This window comes from Flavobacterium gelatinilyticum (assembly GCF_027111295.1).
Classification (GTDB): domain Bacteria; phylum Bacteroidota; class Bacteroidia; order Flavobacteriales; family Flavobacteriaceae; genus Flavobacterium; species Flavobacterium gelatinilyticum.
Window position 1 is genome coordinate 3,305,129 of the sequence record NZ_CP114287.1, and the last position, 24,112, is coordinate 3,329,240.

Genomic DNA, 24,112 nt, shown 5'->3' on the forward strand with positions numbered 1-24,112 from the left:
AATTTTATATTTTTTTTAATTGATTGATACTCCATATGACGACAGCTTTTAAATTGAGGTTACAACTAAAATGAAAAAAAATCATTTTTTTTTCATTCCCAATTACAAAACTCTATGAATTTTAAATTCAACCTGAACTGTACAGTTTAATTACTTTAAATTTGATTTATTAAAGCTTTGGAATTTATTTTTTCAAAATTCTTGTAACCTAAACAAACATCTTGTCGTCCTATATAATATGAGTACATTACATGATCAACATTATATCGACAAAATCCTGCAGGGCGAAACCAATGCTTTTGCAGTACTCGTTGATCGTTATAAGGATATGATCTTTTCTTTGTCTCTGAAAATGATGAAAAATAAGGAAGAAGCCGAAGAGGCGGCACAGGATACTTTTATAAAAACATTCAATTCCCTAAGCAAATTTAAAGGCGATTCTAAATTTTCAACATGGATTTATAAAATATCTTATAATACATGCCTGGATCGTTTAAAGAAAAACAAAAAAGAAGAAAACAACATTTCAATTGATGAATTTTCTTCTCATTTAATTAAAACAATGGACAATGCTTTATCGGCATTAGAAGATAAAGAAAAAAGGCAGACCATTCAAAATTGTTTAAATCTGCTTCCCCGAGAAGAAAATTTCCTGCTGACTTTGTTTTATTTTGAAGAACAGAATTTAGAGGAAATTGGAAAAATAATGAATATAAACGCTAATAATGTCAAAGTAAAATTATTTAGGAGCCGACAAAAATTAGCCGTAATTTTGAAAAAGCAGTTAGAACCGGAAATAATAGAGTGTTATGAAAGAGAGCGATAAAAACTTAGAAAATCTTATTGATAAAATGATGGCAGAAGAAACCCTTCAATCACCATCTGCCAACTTTACTTCAAATATAATGTCTCAGATTCTGGTTTCTGAAAAAGCAAAAGCAAAACCATACAAGCCATTGATTTCGAACTTAGTATGGATTTTCATTGGAGTTGTTTTATTGTTTTTAGCCGGATATTATACCTTTTTTACGGGTACTGAGAATAATCTTGAAACAGGAAAATCATATTCGGATAAAATTGCTGCTGTCTTCTCCGGAATTCATTTTTCGCAAACCATATTCTATGCAGTTTTAATTGTATCTTTTATGACTCTGGTTCAGGTTGGGGTTTTAAAAAATTATTTTGATAAGAAGTACGAGTTGTAATTCCATTTTTAAAAGAAATGAAAAATAAACCGGCGTTTTTTAAAAGCATTCCAGGAGCAAAAAGAATGTACGCGTATTTCCTTTTAATGCTTTTGTTTTTTCTTACTGGTAATGCGTCTGCAATCCCGCGTTTTCCGACTCTAAAGAACCTATGAAAGATGCAATCAATTGGATAAAAAATATTAATTAATAAAGAGCATTTTTAAGAAGCTGTAAAATAATCGCATTTTTTTTCAAAAAAGTTGCAGCTTAACTCTAAAAAACCTATTTTAAACTCAGAAAAAATCAATTTTAACCAATTCATTTACAATAGTTTTACTTCGAAAACGTTGTCATTTTTTTAAGAAAATTTTGCGAACCTAAACCGTTGCAAGATTGTAACTTATGAAGTATCTTTGCACCCTAATTCGAAATTCATAAAATGAATAAACTATTGATTGTTGGAACAGTTGCTTTCGACGCGATTGAAACTCCTTTCGGAAAAACAGATAAAATTTTAGGTGGTGCTGCAACCTACATCGGATTATCAGCGTCATTTTTTAACTTGCAATCGGCCATTGTTTCTGTAGTTGGCGACGATTTTCCTCAAGAACATTTAGATTTATTGACTTCAAAAAATATCGATATCTCCGGTATCGAAATTGTAAAAGGAGGAAAAACCTTTTTCTGGAGCGGTTTGTACCACAACGATTTAAATTCAAGAGATACTTTAGTTACTGAATTGAACGTTTTAGCTGATTTTCAGCCAAAAGTTCCTCAAAACTACAAAGATGCTGACGTTGTAATGTTAGGAAACTTACACCCATTAGTACAAAGCAGTGTTTTAGATCAATTAGAAAAAAAACCAAAATTAGTTGTTTTAGACACAATGAACTTTTGGATGGACTGCGCTCTTCCGGAATTATTAGACGTTATTAAACGTGTAGATGTTATTACAATCAATGACGAAGAAGCAAGACAGCTTTCCGGTGAATATTCATTAGTAAAAGCGGCTGCGAAAATCCAGGATATGGGACCAAAATATGTGGTGATCAAAAAAGGAGAACACGGAGCACTTTTATTCCACAACAGAGAGGTATTCTTTGCACCAGCTTTACCACTAGAAGAGGTTTTCGATCCTACAGGAGCCGGAGACACTTTTGCAGGCGGTTTTTCAGGATTTATTGCACAAAGCGAAAACATTTCATTTGGCAACATGAAAAACGCAATTATTTACGGTTCAAATTTAGCCTCGTTCTGCGTAGAAAAATTTGGAACCGAAAGGATGGAAACATTAAGCAAAGCCGAAGTAGCGATTCGATTACAGCAATTTAAGTCGTTAACTCAGTTTGACATAGAAATATAATGCCCAAGAGCCTCGATAAAACGGGGCTTTTTTTATTACGTTAATACACACAACTTACAACAACACACAAAATAAAAAAACAATGAGCGACGCTTTAAAACACGAATGTGGTATAGCCTTAGTCAGACTTCTTAAACCGCTTGAATATTATAAAGAAAAATACGGAACTGCTTTCTACGGAATCCAGAAGATGTATTTAATGATGGAAAAACAACACAACCGCGGACAAGACGGAGCGGGATTTGCCAGCATTAAATTTGATGTTGATCCGGGACAGCGATATATCAGCAGAGTGCGTTCTAACCACTCGCAGCCTATTCAGGACGTTTTTAAACAAATTAATGAGCGCATCAGTGAAGAATTAAAAGCCAATCCGGAACTAGGAGATGATATTAAGGAGCTAAAAGCAAATATTCCATACATTGGAGAATTGTTTTTAGGCCACGTTCGTTACGGAACTTTTGGAAAAAACAGCATCGAAAGCGTTCACCCCTTTTTACGTCAGAGCAACTGGATGCATCGTAATTTAATTTTGGCAGGAAACTTTAATATGACAAATGTTAAAGAACTTTTCCAAAATCTGGTTGAACTTGGACAGCATCCTAAAGAAATGGCTGACACCGTTACGGTAATGGAAAAAATTGGTCACTTCTTAGACAAAGAAGTTATGCAATTGTATCAAGACTGTAAAGCCGAAGGTTATTCTAAAAAAGATGCTTCTCCGGTAATTGCAGAACGTCTGGATATTGCCAAAATATTAGCCCGTTCAGCTAAAAACTTAGACGGAGGTTACGCTATGGCCGGTTTATTAGGTCATGGAGACGCTTTTGTTTTTAGAGATCCTGCAGGAATTCGTCCAGCTTACTTTTATCAGGATGATGAAGTTGTTGTTGTAGCTTCAGAAAGACCGGTTATTCAGACTGTATTTAACGTCCCTTTTGACAGTGTTCAGGAAATCGATCCGGGGAATGCCTTGATTATCAAAAAAAACGGAACCGTTACCATGAATCAAATCCTGGAACCAACCGTAAAAAAAGCGTGTTCATTCGAAAGAATTTATTTCTCAAGAGGAAGTGATGCCGAAATCTATCAGGAGCGTAAAGATTTAGGTAAATTGATTTTACCGGCAGTTCTTAAGGCAATTGACAGCGATACAGACAACACTGTTTTCTCTTATATACCAAATACAGCCGAAACTTCATTTTACGGTTTAGTAGAAGCTGCACAGGATTTCTTAAACCAAAGAAAGAACAATTACATTCTTGAAAACAGAAACACACTTACTGCAGAAACCCTTCAGGAACTTTTATCTGTAAAAATACGCACAGAGAAAGTAGCAATTAAAGATGCTAAACTTAGAACTTTTATCACCGAAGACAGCAGTCGAGACGACTTGGTTGCACACGTTTATGACGTTACATACGGCGTTATTAAGCCAGAAGACAACTTAGTTATAATTGACGACAGTATTGTGCGCGGTACGACGCTAAAAATGAGCATTATTAAGATGATGGATCGTTTAAATCCAAAACGTATTGTTATCGTTTCATCTGCTCCTCAAATTCGTTATCCGGATTGTTACGGAATCGATATGGCAAAACTAGAAGGACTTGTTGCTTTTAGAGCAGCTTTAACTTTATTAAAAGAGAGAAACTTATATCATATTGTCGATGAAGTATATGCAAAATGTAAAGCACAAGAAAACTTCGCCGATAAAGACGTTGTAAACTATGTAACTGAAATTTACAATCAGTTTACACAAGAAGAAATATCAGATAAAATCGCGGAAATGTTAAGTTCTCCGGAAATTAACGCCGAAGTAAAAATTATTTTCCAAACCGTGGAAGATCTTCATAAAGCCTGTCCTAAAAATTTAGGCGACTGGTATTTTACAGGTGACTACCCAACCCCGGGCGGAAATCGTGTTGTGAACCGTGCCTTTATGAATTTTTACGAAGGAAAAGACGCGCGAGCTTATTAAAAAAGTATTAAAAAAAGGTTAATTTGTGCATTTCATCGGTTTTTTTTGCCGTTCATCCTGTTTCTTTGGTAAAAATGAAATGCTGCAATACTTTTGAGATACCATAACATTAGTAGGTTAAGTTTATGGTAGATTTGGGGCAAAAAGGGTGGAAGAAATTCCACCTTTTTTATTTTATACTACTCACAAGTATTTCTAAAATAACCTATTACTATCACTTTATCGGAAATATTTACCTTTCGTCTGAAAAGTTTCTTTACTACATACAACTCACATACCTTTACTATACCATAAAATTTAGTAGGTAAGTTTATGGTAGATTTGGGGCAAAAAAGGTGGAAGATATTCCGCCTTTTTTATTTTCCAAAATAACCAAATTAAGAAAATGTAAAATGTAGATAAAAAAAATAGACGAACAATCTTTTGCGATCATCCGTCTATTAATATGTCTTTACTTTATTTCTTATTTATCTAAAGCAAATCTTCTTGCAACTTCTGTCCAGTTAATTACACTGAAGAAAGCTTCAATATAGTCTGGTCTTCTGTTTTGGTAGTTTAAATAGTAAGCGTGTTCCCAAACGTCCATTCCTAAGATTGGCGTTCCACCATTACCAGCAACTTCCGGCATTAATGGATTATCCTGATTTGGAGTTCCTACAACTTCTAATTTACCGCCTTTTTGAACAACTAACCAAGCCCATCCTGAACCGAATTGAGTTGCTCCAGCTTTAGCAAATTTTGCTTTAAACTCTTCAAATGATCCAAAAGAAGACTCAATAGCAGCTAATAAATCGCCTGTTGGCAATCCTCCTCCGTTTGGAGACATTACAGTCCAGAATAAATTGTGGTTGTAGAAACCACCGCCATTGTTACGAACTGCTGCGTTTGATTTATCTAAATTAATTAAGATGTTTTCAATCGTTTTTCCTTCTAAATCTGTTCCTGCAATTGCTGCATTTAGATTAGTAGTATAAGCATTGTGGTGCTTTGTATGATGGATTTCCATTGTACGCGCATCAATATGTGGTTCTAATGCATCGTATGCATAAGGTAATTGTGGTAATTCAAAAGCCATGGTATTAGGATTTTTATGGTTTATACTAATTTATTCCAAATTTAAACATTTAACTTTGGAATTGAAAATACTATTTCGTTATAATTCAATTTAATTAATTGATAAATCGACATTTTACAACATAATTTGTTGTAAATCTTTATTTTCCGTTGAAAGTTGTCATAGTATTTTCTAATCCGGCAGTTCCAAAAGTTTTTATTATTTCGGCTGAAGTTTCTAAACGTTCCGGCAGTTTTGCCTCTTCTTCGGCATTCCACTCTCCTAAAACATAATCGATCTGCTGGCCTTTTTTAAATTGATCGCTGATACCAAATCTATAACGGGTATAGTTTTGTGTATTCAGCACCAGATTAATATTTTTAAGTCCGTTGTGACCACCGTCGCTTCCTTTCGGCTTAATTCTTATAGTTCCGAAAGAAAGATTTAAATCGTCTGTAATTACAAAAATATTTTCTAAAGGTATATTTTCTTTGTCCATCCAGTATTTTACAGCCTTTCCGCTTAAATTCATATAGGTATTTGGCTTTAGAAGAAAAAAAGTTCTTCCCTTAAATTTATATTCTGCCATTGAACCTAATTTCACCGTTTCAAACGAAATCCCTTCTTTTTTAGCTAAAAAATCAAGAACCTTAAACCCAATGTTATGTCTGGTATTAACGTATTCTGCACCTATATTTCCTAATCCTACGATTAAATATTTTTTACTCACGCTTTTTATGTTGTTTTTGGGGTGTTCGTGAACCTCCGGTTTTATATTGTCTATGTTCTCTTCGTTTTGTGTTGATGAAAACAGTTTTGTTATCCATTTTATCATTTGGCAAAAGTAAGGTTAATTAGGGAATTAGAAAATGTGTCAATTAGATAATTTCCTGCTGGTCGTGGTTTGTTTAACCGCAAAGCACGCTAAGATTTACGCAGAGAGCGCGAAGATATTAAAAACTATCTTAGATGTAGACATTCAAAAAGTTCGCAAAGCTTGATTTGGACATAGCTTTGCGAACTTAAAATTTAAATATTGTTTACGCTCCAATTAAAACACCTTAGGGTACTTTGCGGTTAAAAAACACTTAGAATCTCAGAAAATTAGCATCTTAGCCACTTAGCACCTCAAAAAAAAGCCCCAATCGTAAGATTGAGGCTTTTTGTATTGAGTGAAAAAAAATTATTTTTTCTTTCCTTTTGCAGGTGCTTTTGCAGCTTTTGCAGCCTCTTGAGCAGCTTTCATAGCAGCACGAGAGATTCTCACTTGACAAACAACTGTGTTGTCTGGGTGCATAATTTTGTACTCTGGTTTTCCAACTTTAGTAACGTATAATTTGTTACCCATTTCAAGTGGAGTGATGTCAGCTTCAACAAAATCAGGAAGATTTGATGGTAAAGCTTTTACTTTTAATTTACGTTGGTTTAAACGTAAAACACCTCCGGCAAGAACACCTTTAGATGTACCAACGATTTTCACAGGAACTTCCATTGTGATTTCTTTATCATCAAATAATTGGAAGAAGTCAATGTGTAAAATTTTGTCAGATACTGGGTGAACCTGGATGTCCTGTAAAATTGCATTGAATGATTTTCCTTTTCCAAGTTCGATCACAACTGTGTGAGCGTTTGGAGTGTAAACCAAGTTTTTGAATGCAGTAACGTCTGCTGAGAAGTGTACTGCCTGGTTTCCTCCGTATAAAACGCAAGGTACCTGTCCAGCATTACGTAAGGCTTTAGTTGACACTTTACCCACGCTTTCTCTTTCTGATCCTTTAATTGTAATCGATTTCATTGTAAAAAAAATATAGTTATTAATAAAAAATATTCTGTTTTGCTGTAAGCCTTAAGCAATTAGCTTTAGGCTTTTTATGCAAGGTAAACAAGCTTACGGCCTAAAGCCTAAAGCGTATTACTTTTACATAATAAATTTTCCACTAATGGAATTGTTGTGGTGCACCATGTGCATAACTTCGGCAAAAAGAGGTGCACAACTCACTACTCTGATTTTATCTGACTGCCTTTTTAACGGAATTGAATCGGTTACGATTAATTCTGTCAATTTCGAATTTTCAATTTTATCATACGCCCCGCCAGATAATATAGCGTGTGTACAAATTGCTCTTACGCTTAGTGCTCCTTTTTCGATCATAAGGTCGGCAGCTTTTGCTAACGTTCCTCCTGTATCAATCATGTCGTCTACTAAAATTACGTTACGGCCTTTTACTTCACCAATCAGCTCCATAGTATCGATAACGTTGGCTGCTTTTCTTTGTTTGTAACAGATTACTACATCTGATTCTAAAAACTTAGAGTAAGCATATGCTCTTTTTGAACCTCCCATATCCGGAGATGCAATGGTTAAATTTTCTAAATTTAAACTTTGCACGTAAGGCAAAAAGATTGTAGATGCAAATAAATGATCTACTGGTTTTTCAAAGAATCCCTGAATCTGATCTGCATGCAGGTCCATTGTCATGATTCTTGTTGCTCCTGCAGCAGTTAATAGGTTTGCTACTAACTTAGCTCCAATCGGCACTCTTGGCTTGTCTTTTCTATCCTGTCTTGCCCAGCCAAAATAAGGCATAACAGCTGTAATATGTCTTGCCGATGCGCGTTTTGCCGCATCAATCATTAACAACAATTCCATCAGATTATCTGCACTTGGAAAAGTTGAACACACGATGAAAACGCGTAAACCTCTTATTGATTCTTCGTAAGACGGCTGAAATTCTCCGTCACTATACGTTGACATCGTTACTTTTCCTAACGGAATCCCGTAGTCTTTTGCAATCTTTTCTGCAAGATAAACACTTTGTGAACAAGCAAAAATTTTAGCTTCTGGTTCTAGGTGCGACATTATAATGTGTTGTTTTATCCGCTGCAATGCATCAAATCGACTATTTCGTTTGTCGTAGCCAGATCAATGTATTTGCCTCGGGTGTAGTTAGTTGTGTGTGCGTCGTTTTAACGAGCTGCAAATTTATAAAATTTATTGAACACTGAAAGCAAATATTTAAGTATTTTTAGTAGAATTTTTAATTTTATTTTTTACATTTGCACCGTGTTAAAGGAATGGGCACATTATTGATCTCATTCTATTGCGTTAAAATAATCGCTTTTGATTATTATTTCGTCTGCTAAGCCCGGATGGCGGAATTGGTAGACGCGCTGGTCTCAAACACCTGTGGGAAACCGTGCCGGTTCGACTCCGGCTCCGGGTACAAAAAACCTCTTCTTAGCGGAAGAGGTTTTTTTATGTCTTTTTTAAACCATATAAGCCATATAAGAAAATATAACTGAACGCTTAAAGCTCTATATTTAAATAAACTTATATCACTTATATGGTGGAAACCTCACAACTCGCATTATGCAAAACCGGAAAATTGCATGAATTAGCAATAAAACACAATTGATTGGCTTTAAAATGAAGCTCATTAGCCAGTTCTATCTTGTTTTTGTTTACAATTGTAACATTTGGGTTTAAACGAACCTCAACGAAACGACCGCTTCCGTCGGGATTTACTTCGAGTGTTGCTTCTGCATTGTCTGAATAACTAATCACTTCTATTCCGTTTTGAGAGCAGACATATAAATAGGACATCATGTGACACGAAACCAAACTACTTAGCAATAAATCTTCCGGATTATATAATTCCGGATCACCTTTGAAAGCTTTGGCTGCTGAAACTTCTAAAATTGGTTTCCCTTCAATTTGAATTTGATGGGTTTTACTGTAGAATTTCTTTGATACTTCAGCTGAGCTCTGTTTGAAAATCCAGTTTAATTGTGCTTTGAATAAATGTTTCATTTAGATAATATCATTTTCTTTAATAAATAAAAGCTGTTCCTGTCATTTTAGTTTCAAACTTTGAAATTATTGTTTTATCAATTTTATTGCCATCAAGAGTAATCGATTTTAATCCTTTCATTTCAAGCAAGTTGTCTGGAAGATTTGTTAATTCATTTTCATACAAATTCAGTTCTTCCAAATTATTAAGTAATGAGATTTCTCTTGGAAGTTCCTTAATATGATTAACACTTAAATGAATTGTTTTAAGTTTTTTGCATTTAGAAAGTCCTAAAATGACATTTTTAACATCAATTTTATCTTGTCTAATATATCCAAAGGTTTCAAGATTAATTAATTTTTCGAATTGAATATTCAAATTCTTAATTTGATTATTTCCTAGGTTCAGTTCTTTGAGATTTTTAAATCTATGAATTTTTGATAAATTAGCTGAAAAATCAAACTCGAACATACTTGTCATATCAAGTTCTTCAATTTCATCGTTGTTTTGGTAAAATGATTCTGGAAATGTTTTAATATCATTCCACCAAATATCTAATACTTTTAAATTTTTAAGAGTTGTTACCTCATTCGGCAATATTTTAAAATCATTCATTCCGATATTTAAAATTTGCAGCTTTTTTAATTTGTCAATACCATTTAAATCAGATAAATAATTTTCCGAAACATTTAGTTCTTGAAGATTTGAAAGTTCAAATACAACTTCAGGAAGTTTTTTTAAACCTTTTTTTGACAGGTCAAGACGATAAACCTTGTCTAAATCTTTTGGCAAACTATCTAAGTTATTGTAACTTTTTAAGTCGTTAATTTTATCTAATGAGAATTGTTTTAATTCTTGTTTCTTTGAACAAGATAATAAAGTGAAAAGTAGAAAGATTGAAACATAATAATTTCTCATATGAAAGCTTTTAGTTCTTTACAACTAATCAAATGTAAAAAAATTAACAGTTAGTTTTCAAAATAAAAAACCTCGAAAGCTTATCACTTTCGAGGTTTCTTAGAGAACTAAATTAATAAACAAAAGCTAAAACTATTTCTTTACAGAAAATTTAAAAGTCGTTTTAGTTTTATAATTTTCTCCCGGGTTTAAAACCGTGGTTGGGAAATTTTTCTGGTTTGGAGAATCCGGATAATGTTCTGTTTCCAGACATAATCCTGTTCTGTGTGCAAAAGTTCCTCCGTTTGGCATTGGCAATGTTCCGTCAAGGAAGTTTCCAGAATAGAACTGAATTCCAGGTTCGTCTGTTGTCATTTCCATAACTCTTCCGCTTGCTGCGTGGTATACTTTTGCAATGATTGTTTTTCCTTTTTCAGGATTGTTCAATACCCAGCAGTGGTCGTAACCTTTTCCTCTTTCTAACTGCTCGTTTTTAACATTGATATCTTTTCCAATTAATTTTGGCGTTCTGAAATCGAAAGGAGTACCCGCTACATCATCTAATTTTCCTGTTGGAATCAAAGTCGCGTCAACCGGAACTAATTTATCTGCATTTAAAGTCAATTCGTGATCTAAGATTGTTTTTGTAAAATCTCCGGATAAATTGAAGTATGAATGTTGTGTCAGGTTAACAACGGTAGTTTTGTCTGTTGTTGCTTCGTAAAGCACTTCCAACTGATTGTCATTTGTCAATGTATATGTTACAATAACTTTCAGGTTTCCCGGATAACCTTCTTCCATATCTTTACTTAAATACGATAATTTTAAAGAAGCTGTATCGCCGGATTTAACCTCATCAGCTTTCCAAACTACATTAAAAAATCCTTGCGGACCTCCGTGTAAAGCATTTGGAGCGTTGTTAATTGCCAATTGATATTCTTTTCCATCAAGCGAAAATTTACCTTTTGCAATTCGGTTTCCGTATCTTCCGATTAAAGCTCCAAAAAATGGATTTTCTTTTTCGTATTGCGCCAAATTACTGAATCCGATTACTACATTTTCAGAAACACCTTCTTTATTTGGCACTTTCAAATCTGTAATTCTTCCTCCAAAAGTGATGATGTCAACCTCCATCCCATTTTGGTTTTTCAGTTTATAGCTCTCTACTTTTTCGCCTTTGGCAGTAGTTCCATACTCTGATTTATCGATTGTAACTAATGCTTTTTCATCAGTGGCAACTTTTTCTGTATCGGCTTTTTTATCGCCTTTACACTGAATTGAAACTGCAGCCAAACTTAAAAGGCTTAGACCGAAAACACAACGTTTTAATGCATTCATAAATGATAGTTTTTTTAAGTTAGTAAAGTCTTAAAGTCGAAAGTCTTAAAGTCTTTTCCTCAAAGTAACTAAAACTTTCCGACTTTATGACATTAGACTTTTGACTAAATTAAAGTCCGTGTTGAAACAAATGGAAATAGGCTTCGTTGGCATTGATTTTATCTTTAAACTCTCTTACAGTTGTTTTTTCATCAATTACCAATAATTCGATTCCTGCAATGTCTGCGAAATCTTCCATATATTCTGTTGTGATAGATTGGCTGTAAACCGTATGGTGCGCTCCTCCAGCTAAAATCCAAGCCGTTGCTGCCACTTCTAAATTTGGTTTACAATCCCAAAGAACGCGTGCAACTGGAAGTTTTGGTAATTCTGCCATTGGTTTAACAGCTTCAACTTCGTTCACGATTAAACGGAAACGAGTTCCCATATCCACCAAAGAAACGTTAATTGCATCACCTGCAGGAGAATTGAACACCAAACGAGCTGGATCTTCTTTTCCTCCAATTCCTAATGGATGCACTTCGCAAGAAGGTTTTCCGTCAGCGATTGATGGACAGATTTCTAACATGTGAGAACCTAAAACGTATGATTTTTGTGGTGTAAAGTGATAAGTGTAATCTTCCATGAAAGAAGTTCCGCCTTCAAGACCAACACACATTACCTTTAAAGCTCTAACCATTGCAGCTGTTTTCCAGTCTCCTTCGCCGCCAAAACCATAACCATCGGCCATTAATCTTTGCGTTGCGATTCCCGGTAATTGTTTCCAAACTCCAAGGTTTTCAAATGTATCTGTAAAAGCGCCGAATCCTCCTTCTTCAAGGAAAGCTCTTAATCCTAATTCGATTTTTGCTGCTTCAACTAATGAACTTCTTTGTGCGCCGCCTTCTTTTAAAGAATCGGTTAAGTTATAAGAAGACTCATAAACTGCTAATAAATCAGCTAGTTGTTTGTCTGTTACTTTTTCGATATGTTTTGTAACGTCTGAAGAATCGTATCCGTTTACCGACATTCCGAAACGAATTTGCGCCTCAACTTTGTCACCTTCAGTAACGGCAACTTCACGCATATTGTCTCCAATACGAGCTACTTTTAAGTTTTGAAGTTCGTCCCATCCAAGAACGACTCTTGACCAGATTCCTAATTGTTTTTGAACTCTTTGGTCTTCCCAATGTCCTACAACAACTTTACGTTTTTTACGTAAACGAGACATCATGAAACCAAATTCACGATCTCCGTGAGCCGATTGGTTCAGGTTCATGAAATCCATATCAATGCTTCCCCATGGAATTTCAGCGTTGTATTGTGTATGTAAATGGCATAATGGTTTTTTAAGGATGTTTAAACCGCCAATCCACATTTTTGCTGGAGAGAAAGTGTGCATCCAGGCAATAATTCCGATACAGTTTTTAGCTGAATTCGCCGCCAAACATACATCTAAAATTTGCGATGGAGATTTTACCACATCTTTATAAACCACTTTTACCGGAATTGAAGATGAAGCATCTAATCCTTTTGCAATAATCTGAGAATGTTCTGCTACTTTTCTAAGTGTTTCTTCACCATATAATTCCTGGCTTCCTACTACAAACCATACTTCTTTTTGAGAAATGTCTATCATTGTTTTTTATTTTTGTTTCAAGTTTTCTTTGTTTCAAGTTTCAAGTTGAAATGCGGAAAATCTTTGTTATATATTGTTTTTGTTATTTTGTTTCAAGTTCCAGGTTTCAGGTTACGTTCCAACAACTTGAAACAAAAAAAACCTGAAACCTGAAACAAAATCATTACTGTCCGTAGTACGAATCTTTTCCGTGTTTACGGTTGTAATGTTTCTTTATTAATGAATCTTTTAATCTTGGTGCGTTTGGATTTATTTGTAAAGTCAGGTACGCCATTTCTGCCACAACTTCTAAAACTTTACTGTTGTAAACTGCTTTTGCCGCATTTTTCCCCCATGCAAACGGACCGTGATTTCCAATCAAAATCATTTCTACTTCTTCATAAGAAAGATTTTTTTCTTTGAAACAATCCAAAATCTGAATTCCGGTATTGTGTTCGTAGTTTCCTTCAATTAAATGATCTGCCATCGGGGGCGCACACGGAATATCAGCCGTTAAGTGATCAGCATGCGTAGTTCCAAAAATTGGAATATCCTGCTGCGATTGTGCCCAAGCTACAGAATATGTTGCGTGCGTATGCGCCACTCCGCCAATATTTGGCCAGTGTTTGTACAAATAAGCATGTGTTTTTGTGTCTGAAGACGGACGCAAATTTCCTTCGATAACATTGTTGTCGAAATCGACAATAACGATATCTTCAGGCTTTAAATCTTCGTAAGGAACACCGCTTGGTTTAATGGCAAAAACACCATTTTTTCTGTCCACGGCGCTTACGTTTCCGAAAGTATAGACAACCAAATTCAATGCATTCAACTGCATGTTGGCTTCGTAACATTCTTGTTTTAAATCTTTATAAAGAGAACTCATTTTGAGAAATTTTAATAGTTGGATCTGCAAAAGCACTTAATTGTTCGTAAGCAATCAGCAATTTATTATAAGCAGCTACTTTATCTAATTGAGGGAAATATTCTCCGTCAAAATCACTTCCGATTTTTTGGCTTGCTTCGATTACGTTTGGATAAATTCCAGCTGCAACGGCTGCATAAATTGCCGCTCCTAAAGCAGGAGTCTGGTCTGAAGCTGCCACTTTAATTGGCTTGTTTAAAACGTTAGCCAAAGTCTGCATAATGAAAGGCGATTTACGAGCAACACCACCGATCCCGATAACGCTGTCGATTTTTACACCTTCTTCTTCAAAACGGTCTACAATTTTCTTCGCTCCAAAACAAATTGCGTTTACTAAAGCTTTAAAAATATGCGGTGCTTTTGTTCCTAAAGATAAATTCGAAATAGCACTTTTTACTTCCTGATTTGCATCTGGAGTTCTTCGTCCGTTAATCCAGTCTAGAGCAATTGGAAGACTTTCTGAAACTGGAATTTTCTCTGCTTCTTTCGTTAATTCAACAATTAATTTATCGCTGAATTCTTCTCTTAATTGTTCTTTTTGAGCATCATTTAAAGTTGATGAAGAAGCTAATAAATGTTCTGTAGGCCACATTAATAATTCTTTGTACCAAGCCAATAAATCGCCAAAAGCAGATTGTCCTGCTTCCAGACCAATAAATCCCGGAATTACAGATCCATCAACCTGACCGCAGATTCCGCGAACGGTTTTTGTCCCAACTTCGTCATAAGAACCAACAAGGATATCACAAGTTGAAGTTCCCATAACACGAACTAATGTATTTTCTTCGATTTTAGCTCCAACTGCTCCTGAATGTGCGTCGAAAGTTCCAACAGCCACAACTGTTTCTGTAGAAAGCCCTAAACGGTCTGCCCATTCTTGGCTTAATTTTCCAGCTACTAAATCTGAAGTATAGGTTTCATCGTATAAATTGCCGCGTAAAGCCGCTAAATATGGATGCAATTTTTCTAAGAATTCAACTGGCGGTAATCCGTTCCAGTCTGCGTGCCACATGGCTTTGTGACCTGCCGCACAACGGCTTCTTTTGAAGGTTTTTAAATCTTTATCTTCAATCAATAAATACGTCATTAAATCGCAGTGTTCCATCCAGGTGTGTGCTGCATTTCTAACCGCTTCGTCTTGTCTAGCAATGTGAAGGATTTTTGCCCAAAACCATTCAGAAGAATAAATTCCTCCAACGTATTTTGTCACGTCTTCTCCGCCCCAGCTTACTGCCAGTTCGTTGATTTCGTTTGCTTCATTTATAGCAGTGTGATCTTTCCATAAAACCATCATCGCATTCGGGTTTTCTTCAAAACCTTTTGTCAATGCCAATGGCGTTCCGTCTTTTGTAACCGGAACCGGAGAAGATCCTGTTGTATCAATACAAATTCCGCGAACCAATGCTGGATCAACTTTACTTTCTTTTACAACATTTTGAATTGTAGTTTCCAATCCTTCGATATGATCCAAAGGATGCTGGCGGAATTGATTTATAGAGGCGTCACAATATTGTTTGTTTTTCCATCTTTTGTAATGAGAAACATTCGATGCCAGCTCCTGCCCATTTTCTGTGTCAATAAGCACCGCGCGAACAGAATCTGTTCCGTAGTCCAATCCTATTACATAATTTTTCATTCGTATTTATTTTAAAATATTGACAAATATACTTATAAATAATTTATAAGTGTACAAAAAACACTTAATAAAATTTTACTCACTAATTTTTACAAAAAATGCATCAAAACAAAGATTTAAGCTCAAAACAAAAAATAAATGTCAATGTTACATTTATTATGCTGCGATTATTTCATCTTAATCTTCAAAACAGTCACAGAATAAGCAGGAAAATCGTATTGAACTTTGTTGCCGCTTACCTTAAACTGACTTTCTTTAGGGCTGATTTTTGTTGGAGATGCAAATGAATTTTCATCTTTTAAACCATCGCCTTTCAAAGTAACCGCTGTTCCTTTTGAATCCAGTTTTGCTCCTTTTAAATCAATAGAAGCATTTTGAGATGATGCCGATGTGTTTACGATTTTTAAAATCACTTCTTTCGAATTGACATCTTTTACTGCCGAAGCAAATAAATCGTTTTGTCCTGTAATCGCTTTTCCGTCTTTTGTAATACTGATTAAATCTGTTCCTTTATTGTTTGAAAACAGTTTTTGAACGTAGTAATTTGGTGTTCCAAATGATTGTAAATTATTGAACCAAATCATATCCGGTGTCCATTGCCAGCCTTCTTCATGAGCCAATAATGGCGCATAAGATGTTAAATGAACCACCTCAGCGTTACGTTCCATTCCGGTCATAAAAGCCGCTTCAGAGAAAGCACATTCCCAGTTATTTTTGTTGTCCGGACTTGCAATACCTACACTTTGTGCAGCATATTCTCCTGCAAAAATCTTTGGTCCTTTTCTGTCATAATTGTCATAACGTGTTGCATTCTGGCGGAACCATTCCGGGTTTTTATAATAATGTTCGTCTACTATTTCTGCGTTTAGTTTTTTCAGTTCTTTCATTCCGTATTCGAAGAAATCGCCGTCAGGGAAAGGTCCTGTTCCTGAAACAATGGTGATGTTTGGATATTTACTTTTGATGGCTTTTTCGAATACTTTAAAACGTTCAATATAATCTGGTCCCCATTGCTCATTTCCAACTCCTATAAATTTTAAATTGAATGGTTTTGGATGTCCCATATCGGCTCTCACTTTTCCCCAGGCTGTTTCTGTTCCGCCATTTGCGAATTCAATTAAATCTAAAGCATCTTGTACATACGGATCGATCTGATCCATCGGAACAAGTTCTCCTGTGTTGAACTGACAAGCCATTCCACAGCTTAAAATTGGGAGCGGCGAAGCACCGATATCTTCTGAAAGCTGGAAATATTCAAAAAATCCCAATCCGAAACTCTGAAAATAATCTGGTGCAGGTCTGTGTCCGAATTCCATATTCCAGCGGTTTACAGCAGTTTCCCTATCTTCAACTTTTCCTATAGATTTTTTCCATTGGTAACGTTCTGCCAAAGTTCTTCCTTCGACAATACACCCTCCCGGGAAACGTAAAAATCCTGGTTTTAAATCGTATAACAATTGCACTAAATCTTTACGAAGTCCGTTTTTTCTTCCTGCCCAGGTATCTTCAGGAAATAATGAAATATTATCTAAATCAATTACCCCGTTTCCTTCAAAAGTGATTTTTAATTTCGCTTTAGCTTCTGTTCCTGTCGAAGTTAGTTGAGCCGAATAATTTGACCAGTCTTTTGAATTTGGAACAACCGAAGTTTCTCCCAAAACTTTATTGTCTTTATCAATAAATTGGAATTTAATTTTAGAAATATTACCTGATATTTTAGCTGCTTTTAAGGTCAGATTGTATTTCAAATCTTTCTTGATTCCCATTCCTCTGAAACCTTCATTTACCAATTGATAGCCGTTTGCATCATTAATCGTAACGCGGCAGTAATTATGATTGGTTCCTTTTTGCGAATACTGAATAACATTGGCAATTCCGGACTGCTGGTTTAATTTATGACGGTCGCTGTTTGGTTCCTGCCATCCCATCATTGGAAACAAGAATTCAAACGATCTGTTTTTGATCATTTCGGCGTACAATCCTCCGTCGGCAGCAAAATTGATGTCTTCAAAAAACACTCCGTACATGGTAGGCTGAATTTTGGTAATCGATTTGGCTGCTTCTACTTCAAAGTTGTTTTTTTGTGCCGATGTGTACATGCTCGTCAGCAGTGCGCCGCAAAGGGTGATTTTGGTAATAAAATTGGTATTCATGTTTATTTATTTAAATGTGTTTTATAACACGCGATAACACTGACTCACTAAAGTGAAAACGCAGGTTAAAAAACGGATTTTACTTTTTTTGTTTCACGCAGATCTAACAGATTCTGGCAGATTTATTTTTCTAATCTTTTTAATCATTTAATCTGCGGCTTTATTTTCTTAACACATAGAATCATCGTGTTTGTTTGTGTATAGAAGGTATTTCATTCTTTTAAACAAACATCAGCTATGTGTTTACTTTTTTGTTTCTCGCTAATTTTGCAGATTGAGCAGCTTTAAAAAGATAAAATTCAAATCTTGCTGCTTTTCTATATTCTTAATACTTAATTCTCGCTGCTTAATTCCCTTTATAATCCAGCCAAACCTTCATTTTTCCTACTCCTCTGTTTGACCATGAATAATACGGAATGGCCTTGAATTTTGAATTTTCGATTACATTTACGCCTTGCAATAAATTGGCTTCTTTTCTCACTTTGAATGTATCTGAAGCTGAAATATCAATCTTGTCAAAATTGTTTTTGTTGTCAATTTCTTCAACCGCATACACTAACGGACCGTATTCTAAAGAGACTTTGTTTTTATTGGTTTCAACTTTAGAATTTGTTTCTACTTCCTGAACTTCCATTGGGAAATTAAGCGCGATTTTGTCTCCTTTTTTCCAATTTCTGGTTACGTTGAAATAACCGTTTTCAGGCTGAATTGTTAGTGTTTCTCCGTTTACTGTAATAGTTGGTTTTTGAGTCGAAGCTTTTTTATACGTATATAAATCTCCTGGCAAAACTTCATTTCTAGCCCAGCCCGGAACGCGAAGTTTAATCGTGAACTGGCTTTCTTTTTTAGGATTAACCGAGATTCCGACTTTTCCGTTCCAAGGATACGAAGTTTGTTGTGAAATCTGTAAATCGGTTTTTCCTAATGTAAACGAAGCATCGTTTGAAGCATATAAATTGACATATAAATCATTCTTTGTTTTAGAATAAATCAATCCCGGAATCGACGGAATAAAACGAATTAAGTTGGTTGGACAGCAAGAACAGTCAAACCATGCCTGACGTGTGCACGAACCTCGGTTTGATTTGTAAACACCATCGGCTTCTAAGGCATTTGGGTAGAAAAATTGTTTTCCGTCAAGCGAAATACCTGAAATTAATCCGTTATACATCGTTCTTTCGATCACATCAAAATATTGTGATTTTCCGTATAAATTATGCAATCTGTGGTTCCAGTATACATCGCCGATTGCAGCACAGGTTTCGTTGTAAGCGGTTAAGTTTGGCAGTTCGTAATTTACACCAAAAGCTTCGCCGTCATGTCTGGACCCGATTCCGCCCGTGATATACATTTTTTTGTTTACCATGTTATTCCATAAATTATTTACGGCATTTTCATAGGCTTTATCTTTGGTTAAAGCTACAATATCAGTCATTCCCGCATACATGTAAACCGCTCTTACGGCATGTCCTACGACTTCATTCTGTTGTGTAACCGGTATATGATCCTGAGCGTATTCTCCATATAATTTATGGTTGTTTGGATTCCCGCGATTATCCAGATAGTATTTTGCCAGTTTCAGATAGTCTTTGTTTCCGGTAATCTGATACAATTTCAGTAATCCGGTTTCAACAATCTGATGTCCAGGAACGCCTTTTACCTGTCCCGGATTATCTCCAAAAGTTCGCACCAGCATATCGGCCGCTTTTATGGCAATGTCCAGAAAATTGGTTTTTCCTGTTGCTTCGTAATGCACGATTGCAGCTTCAATCAAATGCCCCGGATTATATAATTCGTGGCTGATCTGTAATGATTCCCAACGTTTTCCTTCGATCACCGGAACCCAGGGTGCCGGCGGTTTAGCCGGATTTATAGTTCGCCAGGTGGTAATATATCCGTCTGGTTCCTGACCGATTTTTACGATGGCAATCATCGAATCCAGAACCCTTTCGAGTTTAGGATTTGGAGCACTGATTAACGTATTTGAGGCACCTTCGATTATTTTATAAACATCGGTGTCATCAAAGGGCATATCGCCTCTGGTTGTTCCTGTTTTTTGTTTTCCTGCGATTAAGAAATTTTCGAAACGGCCTTCTTCATTACATTTTTGGATGGCATATTCGATTGTAATTTCCTGTACTCTTTTGATAATTGGCAACCAAAAAGAATCTGTTAGTTTTACATTTTGAATGTTTACTGGCTCAATTTCATAACCTGCATTTTTAGCAGAAGTTTTACTCTTCAATTCATTGTTTTTGGTTTCTTTACAGGAAACAAAAACAAGAAGCGATAGAAAAAGTGTAATTGTAGGGAGGGTATATTTCTTCATTGTAAATTGATTATGCTATTTTAAAATCGGCCAGAAATCTGCGTCCCATTGTATTTCTCTGACTATTAATTTTGGTGTTCCGTTGCTTTTCTTTTCGTATGCGTGATAAAACATATAATCTTTTCCGTCGAAAGTATACGTGCTGTTATGTCCTTCTCCAAAATAATTTTCATCGCCCTGCACGACTAAACTTCCTCCTCCTTCATTTAATGATTTTCCATCTTTATCCAAATACGGTCCGGTTACATTTTTTGATCTCCCAACAACAACTTTATAGGTGCTTTTTTCGCCTCGGCAGCACAAATCCCATGAAAGAAATTGGTAATAATAACCGTTTTTCTTAAAGATAAAAGGAGCCTCAAGTGCACCATCTCCAGGGTCAGAATCAGGTAATTCGAAGGTTCTTTTACGTTTTGCAATCGTGTGCCATTCCTGAGGCTGTGCAATCGATTTTAAATCGGGATTTAATTTTACCAGTTTTAATCCTTCCCAAAAAGAACCAAACGAAAGCCAGGGCGTATTGTTTTCATCAAAAACCAAATTCGGATCGATGGCATTCCACATATCTCTGTTGGGCTCTGACTGAATCACAATTCCCTGATCGACCCATTTGTAATTTTTGTCTTTTGGATCTAAAGTAGTATTGGTCGCAACGCCAATCGCCGATGTATTTTTGGCGAAAGCCGAAACTGAATAATACAGGTAATAAGTATTGTTATGGAATGAAATATCCGGTGCCCAGATGTGGTTTTTAAAATCGGCTGCAACGCCATCTGCCCAAACGGGTTTGTCTTTGAAAACCTGAGGTTCTTTGTTCCATTTTTTTAAATCTTTCGAACTAAAAACACTGATTCCGTTACCCGTACAGTACAAATAATAGGTGTCTTTTTGTTTAATAACAACCGGATCATGCACCACAATTTCCTGAGCAGTAACCACTGAAGCAGTAAGCATCAGAAAAACCGAAATTGCATATTTTATGTTTTTGTAAACCATATAAGTGATATAAGTAAATTTAAGTTTTGGTTACTGGAAACCTTAGCAGAACAGTTACTGCAGCAAAATTGAAAACTGCGACTGCGACTGAACACTATTGTATTCCTTCGGAAGTCATTACAACACGCTTCATAGTTCCGTCTTTGTTATAGAATAATTTATCGACGCAGACAGATCTTCTGAAACTTCCGCCATGCGGAATTGAAGCTCCGTTGTGATAAATGAAATACGATTGTCCTTTAAAATCAATTATAGATTGATGGTTTGTGTTGCTGTTTCCGGCAATTTCGTTCAGGATTCCTTTATATTCCCACGGTCCTGTAATGGATTTGCTCATGGCGTAGGCAATTTTTTCAGGAAATTCGTAAGCATATGATAAATAATACCATTCTTTATGCTTATGAATCCAAGGTGCTTCGGTAAAATTAGGCAGTTTTATGTGATGAATTTCTCCATCAATTTCCGTCATGTTTTCTTTTAATTTAGCATAATGGCAGGCGGTATTTCCCCAAAACAAATACGCTTGTCCGTCATTATCGATATAAACCGTCGGATCGATATCGTCCCAGCTTATATCGGTAAATTTGGTCATATCGTTGGTGATTAACGCTTTTCCTAATGCATCTTTAAAAGGTCCAAGCGGATTGTCTGCTACGGCAACTCCAATAGATTTTCCGTGCACCGAGCCATGTTCAACGGTTACATACCAGTAAAATTTTCCGTTTCTTTCGATTACCTGCGAAGCCCATGCATCACTTTTTGCCCATTTAAAATCAGTTACTTTTAACGGTACCGGATGTGATTCCCATTTTTTCATATCAGAAGATGAATACACGAGCCATTCATTCATTTTATAGAAATGAAAATCGTTTGGTGCTTCGTCATGACCGGCATACAGATACACTTTGTCTTTGTACACCAGTGCGGCAGGATCTCCTGTGTATTTATCGGTAATAATAGGATTGTTGAATTTTACCGATTGGGCGCTTGCTATCGATAAGAACAAAATGGACAGGCTTGTAAATAGTTTTTTCATTATTGGTATTATTTGTTATTTCATTTTGCCGCAGATTAAATGATTTTTTTAATCTGTGTCTTTAATTTTAACATATAGAAACATAGTCTTCCTTTGTATATATAGGCATTAAATCAGATAGTTATATGTTTTTTCATTCTAATAAAATGCTTTTTTTACATTATTAAATTCTATGTTCCTACATGTCTAAATATTGATTTAATTTATTTTTTTACCCCAAACCGATAATCCTGCGCTGTTGATTCCGGTATAGGTTAAAGTTACTTTTCTTGTTGCCGATTCCCAGTCCCAGGCATCTACTACATTGCATTTCACTCCGTTTATTGTAGCGATTTTTTTAGCTGCATCGTATGACCAGGTTCCGTTTATGTCACCGCTTATTTTTTTATCTGCGGTTAAGTGAATCGTAACCGATTTCTGCATGGTTTTGTATTGGTAATTCATTGTGATCTGTTCCCATGTTCCTACGAGACTTACATCTGCGATTGTAGTTGTTGGTACTCCTGCATAACGTTCCGGTTCTACGACAGGCCAGCCGTCTTCTGTCCATTGAATACCGTGAATATGTCCCATCATAACCGCATTTGAAACATTGATTCCTCCAACTCCTTCGGGCAGACGTGCCTGCGAAGCGTAAAACCATTGTTTTGAAGTTGGATTTTGAAAAACAGCACAATGCGCAAAACCAACCCAGCCTGTGTGATTTTTAAATTGGTACGGATGTGTTATAATTGGAAAACATTCGGCACCGGTTGTAATGCTGATTCCGGTATTGGTTACATAAGGTCCAAGAATGCTTTTGGAACGGGCAACACGTGTATTATAAGCCACCGATAATTCATCATAAGCCAAAAACAAATAATAGTACTGCGTTTCCGGATTGTAGATAATTTCAGGTCCTTCAAGTGCCTGCCAGCGATTTGAATTTACATTTCCGCGTCCTGCAATTCTAACTCCGTAATCGTCGATTGTTTTTAATTTATCAGGTTTTCCTGTTGCCGGGTTTAGTTTTAAAGCCGCGATTCCGGAATGCCATGAACCGTAAATTAAATATTGTTCCCCTTCCGGAGTTTCAATAAAACTCGGATCGATGGCGTTGAATTTAAAATAGGCATCCCAGTCGTTTCCGCCGTTTCGAACATAACTTTTTACGCCGTCAGGTTCAGAGCAGACTACCATTCCTTTGTCAACCCAGTTATTAGATGCCAAATCTGTCGTTTCGGCCAGACCTATAAAAGCCCGTTCTGTCCACGAAGTATTGGTATCTGTTCCTGTAATTGGATTAGTTACGACAATGCTGTAATACATTCTGAAAACATTCCCCACTTTTCGAACGCATGGCGCCCAATATCCGTAATTTGGATTTTCGATTGGCGGAAGTGCCGGAGTCATTCTGGCTCTTTTATTATTTAAAGAATCTTTTACCCAAGCCGGAGCCTGGGCCATTGAAGAGCCCATAAATTCCCAATTGATTAAATCTTTGGATCTTCTGTAGAAAAAATGTCCGTTGCCGTCGTGTGCATTTCCGTATGAAGCATCGGTTTGGTACATATAATAGTATTCTCCCGATTTTTCGACTGACGGATCATGTACATTGGCTAAATTCCATTGTGTACGGCTTCCCCAGCTTGCAATTGCGGTATAATTATCAGGATAAGAAGGTCCCGGAAATGCCGGAGTAACCACAGGCGGATCAACGACTACCGGTGGATTTGGTTCTTCCAGCGCCGGATCGTCTTTGGAACAGCTGACTAGTAAAATCGCTGCTGCAAAAAATCCAATGCAGGAAATGTTTTTTAATATGAAGTTTTGGTTTTTCATGTTCTGTT

Annotated in this window: 19 protein-coding genes and 1 tRNA gene; 5 read left to right on the plus strand and 15 right to left on the minus strand. The window is 36.0% G+C overall.

Going from position 1 to position 24,112, the window contains the following annotated elements; all coding sequences use genetic code 11:
• The first annotated feature begins 238 nt into the window (after positions 1-238).
• From OZP11_RS14025 to OZP11_RS14040, 4 genes are all read left to right on the plus strand, one after another.
• Positions 239-826, plus strand: coding sequence for an RNA polymerase sigma factor (locus OZP11_RS14025; RefSeq protein WP_281231177.1), 588 nt, complete (start codon positions 239-241; stop codon positions 824-826).
• Complete coding sequence (locus tag OZP11_RS14030) at positions 810-1,205, plus strand: hypothetical protein (protein WP_281231178.1); 396 nt, start codon at positions 810-812, stop codon at positions 1,203-1,205. The genes OZP11_RS14025 and OZP11_RS14030 overlap by 17 nt, the downstream gene beginning before the upstream one ends.
• Before the next feature lie 421 nt (positions 1,206-1,626).
• On the plus strand, positions 1,627-2,550 hold the full coding sequence (locus OZP11_RS14035; RefSeq protein WP_281231180.1) for a PfkB family carbohydrate kinase: 924 nt from the start codon (positions 1,627-1,629) through the stop codon (positions 2,548-2,550).
• 82 nt (positions 2,551-2,632) lie between these two features.
• Positions 2,633-4,531, plus strand: coding sequence for an amidophosphoribosyltransferase (locus OZP11_RS14040; protein WP_281231181.1), 1,899 nt, complete (start codon positions 2,633-2,635; stop codon positions 4,529-4,531).
• A 463-nt stretch (positions 4,532-4,994) separates the two neighbouring features.
• On the opposite strand, the gene OZP11_RS14045 is transcribed toward OZP11_RS14040, so the two are convergent.
• The 4 genes from OZP11_RS14045 to OZP11_RS14060 form a co-directional block, all read right to left on the minus strand.
• Positions 4,995-5,606, minus strand: coding sequence for a superoxide dismutase (locus OZP11_RS14045; RefSeq protein ID WP_281231182.1), 612 nt, complete (start codon positions 5,604-5,606; stop codon positions 4,995-4,997).
• Positions 5,607-5,745: 139 nt separating this feature from the next.
• The gene (gene pth / locus OZP11_RS14050) at positions 5,746-6,420 is read right to left on the minus strand and encodes an aminoacyl-tRNA hydrolase (RefSeq protein ID WP_281231183.1); all 675 of its coding nucleotides are present in this window, start codon (positions 6,418-6,420) and stop codon (positions 5,746-5,748) included.
• A gap of 348 nt (positions 6,421-6,768) precedes the next feature.
• On the minus strand, positions 6,769-7,380 hold the full coding sequence (locus tag OZP11_RS14055; protein ID WP_281231184.1) for a 50S ribosomal protein L25/general stress protein Ctc: 612 nt from the start codon (positions 7,378-7,380) through the stop codon (positions 6,769-6,771).
• Positions 7,381-7,503: 123 nt separating this feature from the next.
• A complete protein-coding gene (locus OZP11_RS14060) occupies positions 7,504-8,445 on the minus strand; it encodes a ribose-phosphate pyrophosphokinase (RefSeq protein ID WP_281231185.1) in 942 nt (313 codons plus the stop codon).
• Between the two features lie 284 nt (positions 8,446-8,729).
• Here OZP11_RS14060 and OZP11_RS14065 point away from each other — a divergent pair.
• Positions 8,730-8,809 (plus strand) — tRNA-Leu (locus OZP11_RS14065).
• 116 nt (positions 8,810-8,925) lie between these two features.
• On the opposite strand, the gene OZP11_RS14070 is transcribed toward OZP11_RS14065, so the two are convergent.
• The 11 genes from OZP11_RS14070 to OZP11_RS14120 all read right to left on the minus strand — a co-directional run bounded on the left by OZP11_RS14070 (position 8,926) and on the right by OZP11_RS14120 (position 24,104).
• Positions 8,926-9,396 (minus strand): OsmC family protein, encoded by a 471-nt coding sequence (locus tag OZP11_RS14070; RefSeq protein ID WP_281231186.1) that lies wholly within the window; start codon positions 9,394-9,396, stop codon positions 8,926-8,928.
• Positions 9,397-9,415: 19 nt separating this feature from the next.
• Positions 9,416-10,294 (minus strand): leucine-rich repeat domain-containing protein, encoded by an 879-nt coding sequence (locus OZP11_RS14075; RefSeq protein ID WP_281231187.1) that lies wholly within the window; start codon positions 10,292-10,294, stop codon positions 9,416-9,418.
• Positions 10,295-10,426: 132 nt separating this feature from the next.
• Entirely contained in the window at positions 10,427-11,611 is a 1,185-nt protein-coding gene (locus tag OZP11_RS14080; RefSeq protein WP_281231188.1) for an aldose epimerase family protein, read from the minus strand.
• A 109-nt stretch (positions 11,612-11,720) separates the two neighbouring features.
• Positions 11,721-13,229 (minus strand): L-arabinose isomerase, encoded by a 1,509-nt coding sequence (gene araA / locus OZP11_RS14085; protein WP_281231189.1) that lies wholly within the window; start codon positions 13,227-13,229, stop codon positions 11,721-11,723.
• A 163-nt stretch (positions 13,230-13,392) separates the two neighbouring features.
• A complete protein-coding gene (locus OZP11_RS14090; RefSeq protein ID WP_184158607.1) occupies positions 13,393-14,094 on the minus strand; it encodes an L-ribulose-5-phosphate 4-epimerase in 702 nt (233 codons plus the stop codon).
• The gene (locus OZP11_RS14095; protein ID WP_281231190.1) at positions 14,078-15,769 is read right to left on the minus strand and encodes a ribulokinase; all 1,692 of its coding nucleotides are present in this window, start codon (positions 15,767-15,769) and stop codon (positions 14,078-14,080) included. The genes OZP11_RS14090 and OZP11_RS14095 overlap by 17 nt, the downstream gene beginning before the upstream one ends.
• A gap of 167 nt (positions 15,770-15,936) precedes the next feature.
• On the minus strand, positions 15,937-17,922 hold the full coding sequence (locus OZP11_RS14100) for an alpha-L-arabinofuranosidase C-terminal domain-containing protein (protein WP_281231191.1): 1,986 nt from the start codon (positions 17,920-17,922) through the stop codon (positions 15,937-15,939).
• A 346-nt stretch (positions 17,923-18,268) separates the two neighbouring features.
• On the minus strand, positions 18,269-20,251 hold the full coding sequence (locus OZP11_RS14105) for a glycoside hydrolase family 127 protein (protein ID WP_281231192.1): 1,983 nt from the start codon (positions 20,249-20,251) through the stop codon (positions 18,269-18,271).
• Between the two features lie 15 nt (positions 20,252-20,266).
• Positions 20,267-21,247 (minus strand): arabinan endo-1,5-alpha-L-arabinosidase, encoded by a 981-nt coding sequence (locus tag OZP11_RS14110; RefSeq protein ID WP_281231193.1) that lies wholly within the window; start codon positions 21,245-21,247, stop codon positions 20,267-20,269.
• A gap of 94 nt (positions 21,248-21,341) precedes the next feature.
• The gene (locus tag OZP11_RS14115) at positions 21,342-22,283 is read right to left on the minus strand and encodes a glycoside hydrolase family 43 protein (protein WP_281231194.1); all 942 of its coding nucleotides are present in this window, start codon (positions 22,281-22,283) and stop codon (positions 21,342-21,344) included.
• Positions 22,284-22,481: 198 nt separating this feature from the next.
• Positions 22,482-24,104: an arabinan endo-1,5-alpha-L-arabinosidase gene (locus tag OZP11_RS14120; protein ID WP_281231195.1), complete on the minus strand. Its 1,623-nt coding sequence runs from the start codon at positions 24,102-24,104 to the stop codon at positions 22,482-22,484.
• Positions 24,105-24,112: the final 8 nt, after the last annotated feature.